Source organism: Aminithiophilus ramosus, assembly GCF_018069705.1.
In the GTDB taxonomy this organism is placed as follows: Bacteria; Synergistota; Synergistia; order Synergistales; family Aminithiophilaceae; genus Aminithiophilus; species Aminithiophilus ramosus.
Window position 1 is genome coordinate 1165480 of record NZ_CP072943.1, and the last position, 13403, is coordinate 1178882.

The 13403-nt window shown below is 65.0% G+C and carries 9 protein-coding genes; 5 read left to right on the forward strand and 4 right to left on the reverse strand.

The window, feature by feature from the left end; translation table 11 throughout:
* Positions 1 to 25 precede the first annotated feature (25 nt).
* On the reverse strand, positions 26 to 1780 hold the full coding sequence (locus tag KAR29_RS05315) for a methyl-accepting chemotaxis protein (RefSeq protein WP_274374581.1): 1755 nt from the start codon (positions 1778 to 1780) through the stop codon (positions 26 to 28).
* Between the two features lie 557 nt (positions 1781 to 2337).
* Between KAR29_RS05315 and KAR29_RS05320 the strand changes: the two genes are divergently transcribed.
* The 5 genes from KAR29_RS05320 to KAR29_RS05340 all read left to right on the forward strand — a co-directional run bounded on the left by KAR29_RS05320 (position 2338) and on the right by KAR29_RS05340 (position 9123).
* Entirely contained in the window at positions 2338 to 2802 is a 465-nt protein-coding gene (locus KAR29_RS05320) for a (2Fe-2S)-binding protein (RefSeq protein WP_274374582.1), read from the forward strand.
* Positions 2799 to 3602, forward strand: a complete 804-nt coding sequence (locus KAR29_RS05325) for an FAD binding domain-containing protein (protein ID WP_274374583.1) — start codon at positions 2799 to 2801, stop codon at positions 3600 to 3602. Before KAR29_RS05320 ends, KAR29_RS05325 begins: the two co-directional genes overlap by 4 nt.
* Positions 3599 to 5830 (forward strand): xanthine dehydrogenase family protein molybdopterin-binding subunit, encoded by a 2232-nt coding sequence (locus KAR29_RS05330; protein ID WP_274374584.1) that lies wholly within the window; start codon positions 3599 to 3601, stop codon positions 5828 to 5830. The genes KAR29_RS05325 and KAR29_RS05330 overlap by 4 nt, the downstream gene beginning before the upstream one ends.
* A 12-nt stretch (positions 5831 to 5842) precedes the next feature.
* A complete protein-coding gene (locus KAR29_RS05335; protein ID WP_274374585.1) occupies positions 5843 to 7363 on the forward strand; it encodes an HAL/PAL/TAL family ammonia-lyase in 1521 nt (506 codons plus the stop codon).
* Positions 7364 to 7506: 143 nt separating this feature from the next.
* A complete protein-coding gene (locus tag KAR29_RS05340; protein ID WP_274374586.1) occupies positions 7507 to 9123 on the forward strand; it encodes a BCCT family transporter in 1617 nt (538 codons plus the stop codon).
* 104 nt (positions 9124 to 9227) lie between these two features.
* Here the strand turns inward: KAR29_RS05340 and KAR29_RS05345 are convergent, their stop codons facing one another.
* The 3 genes from KAR29_RS05345 to KAR29_RS05355 form a co-directional block, all read right to left on the reverse strand.
* Complete coding sequence (locus tag KAR29_RS05345) at positions 9228 to 10619, reverse strand: aspartate aminotransferase family protein (protein WP_274374587.1); 1392 nt, start codon at positions 10617 to 10619, stop codon at positions 9228 to 9230.
* A gap of 27 nt (positions 10620 to 10646) precedes the next feature.
* Positions 10647 to 11789: a YkvI family membrane protein gene (locus tag KAR29_RS05350; protein WP_274374588.1), complete on the reverse strand. Its 1143-nt coding sequence runs from the start codon at positions 11787 to 11789 to the stop codon at positions 10647 to 10649.
* 431 nt (positions 11790 to 12220) lie between these two features.
* Positions 12221 to 13321, reverse strand: coding sequence for a pyridoxal phosphate-dependent aminotransferase (locus tag KAR29_RS05355; protein WP_274374589.1), 1101 nt, complete (start codon positions 13319 to 13321; stop codon positions 12221 to 12223).
* Positions 13322 to 13403 lie beyond the last annotated feature (82 nt).

Here is a 13403-nt window from a genome sequence, read left to right on the forward strand (position 1 = left end):
TACCTCCTCCCTCGATTCGGCGATTTTATCGGCTCTCCCTGGCAGGAACGAGACCGCCTTCGGTGCCTCCGATTCGGAAGAAGGCCATTCTCTCTTTCAGTTCCTCGCTCACCTGGGCCAGCCCCTCCGCTCCATGGGCCATACGTTCGGCGGCCTGAGACACCTCGCCGACCTGGCTGCCCACTCTGTGAGCCATGGCATTGGAGTCACCGACCTTGCCCGCCATGTCCTGAACGGCCGAGGCGATCTCCTCGCTGGAGGCGGCCTGCTCCTCGCTGACGGCGGCCACGTCCTGCGTCGACGCGGCAATCTTCTCCAGCGCCCCCAGGATGAGGGTGATCTTCTCGGCGACGTCGCGCACGAGGCGATCGACGTTGCGGGCCCCCTCCTGATTGCGCCCCGCTCCTTCCTTCACGGCGACCAGATCGGAGGCGATCGATCCGGCCAGGTCGGCGATGTTGCGCGCCGCCCCGTTGGACTCCTCGGCCAGCTTGCGCACCTCTTCGGCGACGACGGCGAAGCCCCGGCCGTGCTCGCCCGCCCGGGCCGCCTCGATGGCGGCGTTGAGGGCCAGCAGGTTCGTCTGGTCGGCGATGCCCGAGATGGTCCCGACGATCTTCTGGATCTGAGCCGCCTTGGCGGCCAACTCCACCGTGGCTCTGGCCGAGTCCTCGACCCGTTCGATCTGGCCGGCCACGTCGGCCACCGTCGTCTTGACGACGGCCATTCCGGCCTCTCCGGCCCGGCGGGCCCCTTCGACCTGCTGCGAGACGTCGCCGCTTCGCGCGGCCGCCGTCCCGGCCCCGGCGGCCACCTCTTCGACGCTGGCGTTCAGCTCCTGTCCGATGGCGGCCAAGTTCTCCATGGCATCTTCCAGAGACTCGGCTCCCGATCGGGCCTCCTCGACGCCGGCGTTGGATTGTTCCGCGAGGGCGGCTATTTCCTCGGCCTCGTGGCCGAGCCTGACGGCGACGGATCCGACGGCACCGATGACCTCGCGCAGAGCTGTCCCCATCATCTCAAGCTTGGCGGCGATGTCGGCGACCTCGTCGCGCCCCTCGTCGGAGAAGGAGACCGTCAGATCTCCCCCGGCGAAGCGCTCGACGAGAGCCTCCAGGCGGGCGAGAGGTCTCGTGACGCCCCGCCCGACGGCCCAACCGATGAGGGCGGACAGGAAGAGGGCCGAAAGGGAGGCGATGAGAAGCCGCCTCGAGGCGACGCCATTGGCTGCGAGAACGGACTCCTTCCCGCTTTCGGCGAAAGCCTCCTGGCGCTCGGCGAAGGCGAGGAGGGCGGCCTGATAGGCCTCGCTCAGCGGAGCGACATCCTCAAGAAAGATCTCGTAGGCGATCCGGTTCTGGTTGGCCTGGGCCAGTATGATGACTTCCTGACGGGCGTCGACGAAGGCTTTGCGGGCCTCGCCGACGCGGGCCAGAAGACGGCGATCCTCGTCGTCGAGATCGGCCTCGCCGATACGGGCAAATCCCTCGTCGATGAGACGGGTTCTTTCGTCCATCTCCTTCAGGATGGCCCTGTTGCGTCCCTCGTCGTCGGTGAGCATGAGGTGATAGGTCTCGCGCTCCGTCACCGTGACATGGGTGCAGATGTCCTTGGCGATGAGGGCGGGAACGAGAGCGTTCTCGTAAAGATCGACGAGGTTCTCTCCGGCGTGTTCCGCCGCTCCGTAGCCGATGTAGCCGACGGCGGCGACGGAAAGAGCCGAGACGGCGACGAGGATCAGGATTTTGGCGAACGTTCGCATGCGGCGCAGCAGGGCCATGGCGGTACCTCCTTCTTTCAGCAGAGAAAAGGCCAAAGAATGTCCCAACGACAAGGGAGGATCGACCTGACAGGGCTTCCATTTTATGGACTTCAACCGACAACCTCTCCGGCCCAAAGGCCGCAGCCACCCGGAAAAGCGTTTTCTCCCCAAGGGGCCTCCATCTCCTGCCGGACAGGAACAAATCGGAACATTCCGCCTTGTCGATCTTGATGCCACCTGGCGCCCACTATACCAAAACCGAGAAGGCAACACCATCCGAATTCAGCGGCCGACCAGGCTCCACCGGATCTTTCGTCCCCGTTCCGCCAGGGTCCGATCAGGCCGATGACGTCCGAAGCCCGACCGCCGATGAGGGCGGGAGCCGCCACGACGGAAGGTTCCCGGCGACAGGGGAAGCCCCTTCCCCCTCGCCCACGACCTCCTTCCGACGAATCGAATCGGATCGGGGCCTCTTGACGCATTTTTGACGGCCGGAGACTATCGTTCCTTCAAGGACACAAAGGGAACCTCTCCGGCGAAGAGGCCCTTCGTGAAGAGCATGGGAGGGATGGCACGTGAAAGTCACCATGACCGTCAACGGACGGCTCCGCGAGGCCGACGTCGAGGCCACGCTCCGTCTCGTCGATCTTCTGCGGAACCGCTTCGGGCTGACGAGCGTCAAGGAAGGGTGTTCGGAGGGAGAGTGCGGCGCCTGTACCGTCCTCGTCGACGGCAAGGCCGTCACCTCCTGCACGGTCCTCGCCTTTCAGATGGAGGGCAGGTCGGTGACGACGCTGGAGGGTCTGAGCGACGGCGAGCGTCACCCCCTCCAGCAGGCCTTCATCGATAACGACGCCGTCCAGTGCGGCTTCTGCACGCCCGGCATGATTCTGTCGGCCAAGGCCCTTCTCGACGCCAACCCCTCTCCCACGGAGGAGGAAGTCCGCCGCGCCCTGGAGGGAAACCTCTGCCGCTGCACGGGCTATCTCCCCATCGTCAGGGCCGTTCTCGACGGCGCCGAGAGGCTCCGTTCGCGATGAGGGGCGCCCGTCCCACCGACCTGGGAACCTTGAGGGCCCTGCTGGCCTCCGATGACGGAAAGGGGCGCCTCGTCGCGGGAGGGACCGATCTCGTCGTCCACCTTCACCGACATCCCGAGGAGGAGCCCCATCTGATCGACATCTCCTCCCTCGAAGAGCTGCGGCAGATCGAGAAAGTCGGCGACGCTCTTTCCGTCGGCGCCGCCGTCACCTTTTCCGAGATCGGGGACTCGCCCCTCATCCGAGAGAGGGCCGGCGCCCTCGCCATGGCCGCCGCCGTGATGGGATCGACGCAGATCCGCAACAGGGCCACTCTGGGTGGGAACGTGGCCAACGCCTCGGCCGCCGCGGACGGCACGTCGGCCCTCTGTGCCCTCGACGCTCTGGCCGTCGTCGAGGACAGTCGGGGCAACGAAGAGAGGGTTCCCGTCCGAACCCTCATCACCGCTCCGGGGAAAACCCTCATCGGCCCGGGCCGATTCCTCCGCTCTTTCCTGATTCCTCCTCAGGGAGGGCCTTCGGCCTTTTTCAAGACGGGCAGCCGCCGGACCGTCACCATCTCCAAGCTCAACATCGCCCTGGGCCGCCGTCTCGTTCTTGGCGCCCTGGCCCCCGCTCCTCTCGACGTTCCCGAGGCGAAGACCCTTCTCCGAGGCCGATCGGAGGAGGCCTTTCTCGACGGCCTGACGGCCGCCGTCGAGCGGGCCATCCCGACGCGGAGCTCTCTCGCCTACAAGCGGAGCGCCGTCCGGGGCCTGGGCGACGATCTCTGGAGATTCCTTTTGGAGGCGGGAAGATGACCCTTCGCTACGTCGGCCGCGACGTGCGGCGCAACGACATCGTCGAGAAGGTCTCGGGACACCTCCGCTACCTCGCCGATCTGCCGCCCGGGGGAACGACCCACGGCCGCCTCCTCCTTTCCTCCGTCGCTCACGGCCGGGTCCGCTCCGTCGACGGCACCGAGGCGGCGAAGGTGCCGGGCTTCATCCGCCTTTTCACGGCCGCCGACGGACCGAAACGGCGCTACAACAGCGCCCTTTTTCTTCCCGACCAGACCGATCACCGCGATCAGCAGGTCTTCACCGACTACCCTCTCTTCGTAGGCGACATGATCGGCGCCGTTCTGGCCGAGACGGACGAGGCCGCAAGAAAGGCGGCGTCCCTCGTCAACATCGATTACGAGCCTCTCGAGGCCGTCACCGACCTCATGGAGGCCCTGACGGCACGCTCCTGCCGCAAGGGCTTTCCCCAGGTCATCGAGGGACGCCTCGCCTGCGGCGACGGGGAACCCCGAGGCGAAGGTCTCGTCGAGGTGACGACGACGGTCCGGACGCCCAAAATCCATCACGCCGCCATGGAAAACCACATCTGCAGGAGCCGCCTCGACTACGGCGACGTCCTCGTCGTCGAATCGCCCTGTCAGATGATCTTCACCGTCCGCTTCGTCCTCGCCGAGCTTTTCGACCGCCCCGTCAACCGCGTGCGCGTCGTCAAGGTCCCCATGGGCGGCACCTTCGGCGGCAAACAGGAGGTCATGATCGAGCCGGCCTGCGCCCTCATGACCCTCGCCACGGGCCTCCCGGTCCAGCTCAACCTGGACCGGCGCGAAACGATCATCGCCACCAGGACGCGGGCGGCCTCGTCGGGAACGGTCCGCACCGTCGCCGACGGCCAGGGGCGCTTCCTCTTCCGCGAGACGGACGTCGTCGTCGACGCCGGGGCCTACGCGACGGGAGGCCATCGCGTCGCCATGGCCATGGGGAAGAAACTCTTCCGCCTCTATCGCATCCCCTCCCAGACCTTCCGGGCCCGGACGACCTTCACCCACACGACGCCCTGCGGCGCCTGCCGCGGCTACGGCTCGCCCCAGATCCACGCCATCACCGAGATTCACATCGATTTCCTGGCCCGCAGGCTGGGCCTCGATCCGGCGACCCTGCGTCTGAAGAACCTCGTCGAATCCGGCGATCTCGACCCCACCGGCGCTCCCCCCCTGGGAAACGCCCGCATCAAGGACTGCCTCGTCCGAGGCATGGAGCGTTTCCGCTGGGACGAGCGGGTCCTGGCCGATCCCGGCGAAGGCCGCTACCGGCGGGCCGTGGGGCTCGCCTGTGCCACCCACGGCAACGGCTACTACGGCTCGCCCTTTCCCGACTTCCTTTCCATGTCCATCCGCTTCTGCGAAGACGGAACGGCGCTCGTCAACGCCGGCCTTCACGAACTGGGCAACGGGACGCTGACCATCGTCGGCCAGATCGTCGGCGAGGTGCTCTCCCTCGATCCCTCGCGGATCGTCGTCGTCGAGGGAGACACACAGACGGCCCCCTTCGACGTGGGCTGCGTGGCCAGCCGCGTCACCTACGTCTGCGGCGCCTGCGCCTACGAGGCGGCCCGAAAGCTGAGAGACCTTCTTCTCGATCAGGTTTCTCGGGCGACGGGAACGTCGCCCGAGAAGCTGAACCTCGACGACGGAAAGATCCTCTTTGACGACGGTCGCTCTTTGCCCTACGGAGAGGCCGTCTGCCTCGTGGCGCAGAGACTCCGCGAAGAGGTGGGCATCTACCACCCCTTCAGGCCCCAGGCCAATCCGGCCTCTTTCGGCGTCCACTTCGCCGAGGTGGAGGTGGACCGCCTGACGGGTCTGACTCGGGTCACGGACTTTCTCGCCGTGCACGACGTGGGACGGGCCATCAACCCCCGCCTGCTCCGAGGGCAGATCTACGGCGGCGTCCAGATGGGAATCGGCATGGCCCTTTCCGAGGAGCTGACCTACGACCCTTCGGGACGCCCCCGGAACGACGCCTTCAGCCGCTACCCTCTCGTCAATGCCCCCGACATGCCTCCCGTCGACATCCTTCTCGTCGAGGAGGGCGAACCCGGCGGCCCCTACGGCGCCAAGAGCATCGGAGAGATCTGCACCGTCCCCACGGCGGCGGCCGTCGTCAACGCCGTCAACAGGGCCCTGGGGACGGAGCTTACGGAGCTGCCCCTGACGGCGGAGCGCATCGTCGCCGCCCTGCATTCATAAGGAGGTTTTCAGATGGATCCCCTCGTTCTTGACGGCCGAGGTCTGACCGTCGCCAAGGTCATCGACGTGGCCCGCCGGGGCCGCAAGGTCGCCATCGCCCCCGAGGCCATGGAGGGCGTCGAGCGCTCCTGGGCCCTTCTGCAGAAGATGGCCCTGACGGGCTCGCAGAAAGTCTACGGGATGAACACCGGAGTGGGCGCCAACAAGGACCGGGAGATCTCTCCCCGCTACTACGGCGAATACAACCGCAACATGCTTCTGGCCCACTGCGACGGCATCGAGCCCTTCGCCTCGGAGGAACAGGTCCGTGCCGTCCTCGTCGTCCGCCTCAACAGCCTCCTCGCGGGACGAACGGGCATGGCCCCCGATCTGGTCCGCCTTCACAGCGACTTCCTCAACGAGGGGATCCATCCCTGCCTTCCCCTGAGGGGCTCCGTGGGCGAGGCCGACATCACCAACATGTCCTTCATCGGCCTGGCCATGATCGGCGAGGGCGATGTCTCCTTCCGGGGCCGACGCGTCGCCGCCGCCGAAGCCATGAAAGAGAGAGGGCTCGATCCCGTCACCCTGGGCCCCAAGGACGGGCTCTCCCTTGTGAGCTCCAACGCCCTCGGGGCGGGGCTGGCCGTCCTCCTCGTCGACGCCCTGGACAGACTCATCGACACGGCCGATCTGGCCTACGCCCTGACGATGGAGGGATTCAAGGGGAACGTCTCTCCCCTCGACCCGGCCCCCTACCGTTTCCGCCCCTATGACGGCCCACTCCGGAGCCTGAACTTCGTCCGCGCCCTTCTCGAAGGGAGTTATCTGTGGCTCCCCGACGTGACGGAGGCTCTCCAGGACCCTCTGAGCATCCGCTGTTCCTGTCAGGTCCACGGCGCCCTCCGTGACGCCCTGGAGTACGCCCGGAAACAGATCGAGATCCACATCAACAGCTCCGACGACAACCCCTGCATCGTCTATGAAGAGGAGCGCATCGTTCCCTGCGCCAACTTCGAACCTCTCGGCTGGGTCCTGGCCTTCGAAATGATGGGCATCGCCCTCAGCCATCTTTCCAAGACGGCCGTTCACCGGACGCTGCGCATGGCCTCGCCCCGTTTCACCGGCCTGGCCCGATTCCTGACGCCCACCGACGGCAAGGTCCACGCCTTCGGGACCATCCAGAAGCTCTTCTGCTCCCTCGACAGCGAGGTGCGCCACCTCTCCAATCCCGTCTCGGCCGACTACAGCTCCCTCTCGGAGGATATGGAGGACAGGGGGAACAACACGCCTTACGTGATGCTCAAGACGGGGCGCATCGTCGAGGCCGTCGAGGTGATCCTGGCCATCGAGATGATCCACGCCGCCCAGGCCATCGACCTCCGCAGGGCCACCCGCCTCGGCAGAGGAACGGCGGCGGCCCTGGCCGCCCTCCGCGAGGACGTTCCCTTCCTCGACAGGGACCGTAACCTCTCCCTCGACGTGACGGCGGCGACGAGGCTCGTCCGGGAGGGGACGCTCCTGAAGCGGGCTCGGGAGGCCCTCGAAAGATGAGAACCCATCCTTTTGACGTTTTTTTGACGGCTCCGGCCTAGCATCGCCCAAGGACGGCGCGAAGAGGAGGTCCGTCGGCCGACAAAAGGAGTGAAGAGGAAAGCCGTCAAGGAAGGACCCTATTCAGGCAGGAGGGACAGACAGTGGAAAACGAGCAGCAGAAAACGAAGAGAGCGCCCGACGCAATCCGTTCCGATCAGGTCAAGGTCCGCATGGGGGTTTTCCTCCCCATGTCGTTGGCCTTCGTCGTCATCATCGCCCTGGGGCTCCTGGCACCCAAGGCCTTCTACGACGCCGAGAACGCCATCGTCAACTTCGCCTTCCAGGATTTCGGCTGGCTTTTCCAGATTTCGGGCAACATCTTCCTCTTCATCTGTCTTTTTTTCTGTTTTTCCAGATACGGCGACATCCGCTTCGGCGGCAAGGACGCCAAGCCCGAAATGAGCACCTGGAACTGGTTCGCCATCTCCCTCTGCGCCGGCATCGCCACGGGGATCGTCTTCTGGGGCATCGCCGAACCGCTCTACCACTTCATGGATTCGGGCGTCTTCGAGACGCTGGGCATCACGGCCAAAACGGAAGAGGCGGCCATGTTCTCCATGGTGAGCACCTACATCCACTGGACTTTCATCCCCTACGCCATGTACGCCATCTGCGGCCTGGGCATCGCCTACGGAGCCTATAACATGAACCTTCCCTACCGCGTCAGCTCCACCCTCTACCCCCTCGCCGGCAGACACATCGAAGGTCCCGTCGGCACCGTCGTCGACAGCCTCTGCCTCCTGGCCATCGCCGGAGGCGTGGCGGCCGTCCTCGGCGTGGGCACCATGCAGATCTCCAGCGGCATCCAGATCATGACGGGCATCGCGGCGGGCCGGGCCATGTGGGTCGCCGTCGTGGCCGCCATCGTCGCCGTCTACATCATTTCGAGCTACACGGGCCTCAACCGGGGAATCCGCTGGCTTTCGGACAAAAACGCCAAAATTTTCCTGGCCCTTCTCGTCTTCGTCTTCGTCTTCGGCCCCACCCGTTTCATCCTCTCCCTGGGCACGCAGGCGACGGGCCATTTCCTCGACGACTTCTTCGTCCGTACCCACTACCTGAGCCCCGTCGACGGGTCGGCCTGGCCCCGCTGGTGGCCCATCTACTACTGGGCCATCTGGCTCGCCTACGCCCCCCTGATCGGCATGTTCCTGGCCCGCCTCGTCAAGGGACGGACGATCCGGCAGTTCATGTTCATGAACCTCTTCATGCCCGCCTTCTTCGGCTTCCTCTGGTTCTCCGTCTTCGGCGGCGCCGCCATCCACCTCGAGCTCTCGGGGCAGGGGCTCTGGGAGGCCATCCACGAGGGGGGCAAGCTGGCCCTGGAGAAGTCCGTCTTCGAGTTCCTCAAGTTCTATCCTCTGACGAAAGCCATCAGCTGGATCTTCATGGGAACGGTCTTCGTCTCCATCGTCACCATGGCCGACTCGATGACCTCCACCGTGGCCTCCCTCTCGACGACGGCGGCCCACCAGGAAGGGCTCGAGCCTCCCGCCGCCATGAAGATCTTCTGGGGCGTCGTCATGTCCTCGGTGGCCATCATCAACCTCATCAGCGGCAGCGGCGGCGGCGAGATCAGCGGCATCGACGCCACCAAGCAGATCGCCACCGTGGCGGGATTCCCCATCCTCTTCCTCATGATGGTCATGGCCTTCTCCATCTGCTGGATGATCGTCCGCCACGCCAAGGGCGAGAGGGTACTCCTCATCAGGGAGTAGACTCGACGTTTCCTCCTTTCCGCGCCTCCCATCCGACAGGGAAGGGCCCCGAGATCGTTCTCCGGGGCCCTTCCCTGTATGGAAAGATCGAGAACCGATCGGCTCTACCACCCCTGAAGGTGGGTCAGGATCCCGTCGGGGACGCGGCCAGAAGAGGCGTCGTCGAGGGCGCCCTCGAGCCGATCGAGGGCCTCCAGGAAAAGCTCCTCCGAGATGTTCAGCGGCGGGGCCAGGCGGAGGACGTTGCCGTCCCTGCCGAAGGTGATGAGGAGAAGGCCCCTCTCCCAGGCGGCCCAGGAGATCTTCAGTGCCATGGCCTTGTCGGGACTCTTTTTCTCCCTGTCGGAGACGATCTCGACGCCCATGAGGAGCCCCCTCTGGCGGATATCTCCGATGAAGGGAAACCGCTCGGCGCGCCGACGGAACCAGTCGGCCAGACGCCTGCCCTTCTCCTCGGCCTTTTCCGTCAGCTTCTCGTCGCGGATGACGGAGAGGGTGGCCTCGGCCGCCGCACAGCTGACGGCATGGCCCGTATGGGTATAGGCCAGAAGCGGAGAGGGAAGATCGTCGAGGATATCGGCCCTGCCGACGATGGCCGAGATGGGGAGACCGCCGCCGAGGGCTTTGGCCGAAACGATCAGGTCGGGGACGACATCGTCGTGTTCGATGGCCCACCACCTGCCGCTCCGGCCCATGCCCGTCTGGACCTCTTCGTCGATGAAGACGACCCCCTCCCGCTCCGTCACCTCTCTAAGACGCCGCATGAAGGGCCTGGGCGGGAAGATCATCCCCCCGTCGCCCTGAGCCGGTTCGATGAGGAGAGCCGCCACGTCGCCTCTGTGACGGGCGAGGGCCTCCTCTACCTCCTTCATGGCCGCCTCGGTCAGGGCCTCGGGATCGCCGTAGCCGTCGATCCCCCACGAATTCCTGTAGGGATCGGGGTATTCGAGAAAGACCACGTTCCGATCGGGGCAGACCCGCTCGCGGATCTCCCGACCGACGATGGCCGTCACGGAAAGGGAGATCGTCGTCATCCCGTGATAGGCGTTCTTGAAGCAGAGGACCTGCCTGCGTCCCGTGAAGGAGCGGGCCGCTCTGATGGCCCCGTCGACGCCGTCGGAACCGGAGAAGGCGAAGGCCGCCTTCTTCGCGAAGGTTCCCGGCGTCGTCTCGATGAGACGTTCGGCGAGGCGGACCGGCCTATCGTTGTAGAAATAGACGATGGTGTAATTCTGAAGTTTGCCGACCTGCTCCCGAACGGCCTCGACGACGGCGGGATGGCCGTGCCCCACGTTGTAGACGGCCGCGCTGGTCAGGAAATCGATGTAGCGGTTGCCGTCGGCGTCCCAGACGAGAGAACCCCGGCCCCGCTCGATGGCCATGGGAAAATACTTGATGGCCACCGCTTTGGGCAGGACCCTCTCCTCTCTCTCGATGATCTCGCCGCTTCGGGCGATCGGCTTGTCCGTATACGCCGCAAGAGCTTTCCAGTCCATGGCGCTGCCTCCGATTTCCGGTCGACGTCAGCGGGCGTCGACCTTTTTCCTGCCGATCTTGTAGATGCCTATCGTGAACAGGGCCACTCCGTGGAGGATGAAAAAGCCCCAGCTGATCGTTCCGTACCCCTTGGCGATGAGGCCGATGAGGCCGAAGGAGGCGATTCCCAGGCCGACGAGGGCCATGAGCCCGCCCAGCAGCCCTCTGTTGGCCCTGGTGAGTCCCGTACCTTTCCGATCGACGAGCCAGGCGTTGATCCGCTCGTTGACGGCGTGGATGAATCCGGCTCCCGTCTCGATCATGGTTCCGAAGAGAACGACCATGTAGACGGGCAGAAGCCAGGGAGCGATCTTCTCCAGTATGGCGTAGGTGGGAAGCTCCGTCTCGAGAATGGCGGGGTAGAAACCCATGATGACGAGGTAGAGGAAGAAGCCGGGAAGGATCGTGATGACCGACGTCATGATCCCCGAGAGAACGGCTTCCTTTCTGTTTTCGATGTAGTTCAGGGCGAAGAGGATGGCCGGGAAGGTGCCCATGTTGTAGAAGGCGTACTTGAAGCCGCCCAGGGCCCACCCCTCTTTGATCTCGCCCGAGAAGAGATTGGCGCCGATCTGGCCCCCCACCTGGGAGAGACCGACGAGAAGGAAGACGAGGAAGACGGCGTAGAGGAGGTAGGACCACCAGGACATGGCCACTTCGATGACGTAGCTTCCGAAGAAGGTCAGGGTGGCCACGCCGCCGAGAAAGAGGGCCGCGCCGACAAGGGGCGGAAGGCCGAAGGACTGCATGAAGATGCTCCCCGAAGTGGCCCCGACGACGCCGAGGACGATGAGGAGAAGGACGATGTAACAGGCCTCGTAGAGCACCCAGCCGGGACCGAGGAGTTCCTTGAAGAAGCTGCGGTAGTCGTAGACCTTGAAGGTCCGGGCAAACTCGTAGCTGACGGCGAAGACGAGGGACCAGAGAACCGTCGTGACCAAAGCCATGCCCAGAACGCCGCCGAGGCTGCCGTAGTTGACGAAATACTCGACAAGCTCCCGCCCCGTCCCGTATCCCCCGGCGACGACGACGGACTGTGAAATCAGACCGGGAAGGAAGTACTTTTTGTAGGCCGAAGAGGCCATCATTTTGCCGAAGAAGCCCTGCTTGCTCTCTGACGCTGCGCTCATCTTGGCTCACACCTTTCGATTTCAGTTAAGATCTCCCCTGCGCTCTTCAGGGCCTCGAGTTCCTTTTAAAAGCCCTCCTCGGATCCTCCTTTCCGCGACTCATTCAACTCATTCAAAAGAGGAGGCCCCTTGAACCGGGGGCCTCCTCTCTCCTGGACGTTCGAGCGGAACGGTAAGAACCGACCGCGCTAGGAGGGCGCCCCCGAGACGTGACGGTGAAGACCTGCATAAATAAAGCTGTCGATCGTCACGGCTGAGAGACTCACGGAAAGGGCCCCCTTTCGGTCGGTTCCCTTACAAATGGGGCGCAAAAGGCCCCTCTGACAGGTTCGATGCAGAAAGAACGCCACCCCCCTCCGTCGCATCGGCGGGAAAGTCCCGCCTCACGGAAGGTGACTTTCCGGGGAGTCTATACCACCCCGGTGTCCTTGTCAACTTTTCGCAGCGGCACTCCAGCGTTCGAGAAAAGCGTCGAGCTCTTCCGGCGCGGGCACGCGGAGCCTCACGCTTTCGGCGCCCAGTCCCTCGAAACAGGTGCCCGCCTCGGTCCTGATGCCCTGCCTCATGAGACGATCGTAGAGATCGTCCCCCTCGATGCGCGACGAGAGGAGGAGAATGGGAACCTGATCGTGGGTGACGGCGACGGAGAAATGGGGAGTCGCCTCGACGGCCTCCACGATTCGTCTCTTGACGGCCGCCACGGCCGCCCTGGACCGGAGGAGGAAGGCCTCGTCGCCGAGGGCCCGCGAGGCGAGGGACAGGGCGATGGAGTTGACGGAGAAGGGGGGCGTCGTCTTTTTCATGAAACGGCGGGCCTCCCCGTCGCGGATGACGGCATAGCCCGCTCTGATGCCTGCCAGCCCCCTTCCCTTGGAGAAGGATCGGAGGACGACGAGGGAGGGACGGGAGAGATTAAGGGCCGACTCGTCGGGAGGGAGGAAATCGCCGTAGGCCTCGTCGACGATGAGGAGCGTCCCCCTTTCGTCGCAGGCCCGTGCCAGGCCTTCGACCTCCGCCAGGGGGACGGCCTGCCCCGTGGGGTTGTGAGGCCGGTCGAGGTAGAGGAGCGACTCCTCTCCCGTCATGGCCGCCTTCATCGCATCCAGGTCGAGCCGGTAGTCGGGAGGAGAGAGGGGGATGGCCCTGTAGGAGGCACCCGAAAGCTGGAAGTGCATGGGCCCGTCGGGAAACTGGGGAAGAACGCCCAGGACCTGGGCTCCGGGCGCGCAGAAAGTCCTGGCCAGACCGACGAGAAGGCCGATCGATCCCGTGCCGAGAACCACCTCTTCGGGAGAGAAGGCCCCTCTCCACGCGTCGGAGAGGGCCCGCCTCAGGGGAAGGTCGTCGCCTGGGTAGGCGCAGAGATCCCCCACCACCCGCTCCGCCGCCGTCTCGGCGACACATCGGGGCGAGCCGAGGGGATTCGTCCCCAGGGCACAGTCGACGGCCACGGGACGATCTTCCCTGGCGCTCCCGTACTCGGCGAACTCCATCTCCCTGACGGCCCGAGGCATTCTCTTTTTCCAGTGCATAGCTTCACCTTCCTGAATTGCGGTTGGAAGCCATGATACCACGCATCGGAGCTTGCCGCTCGCCGGAGGAAGGGAATCGCCC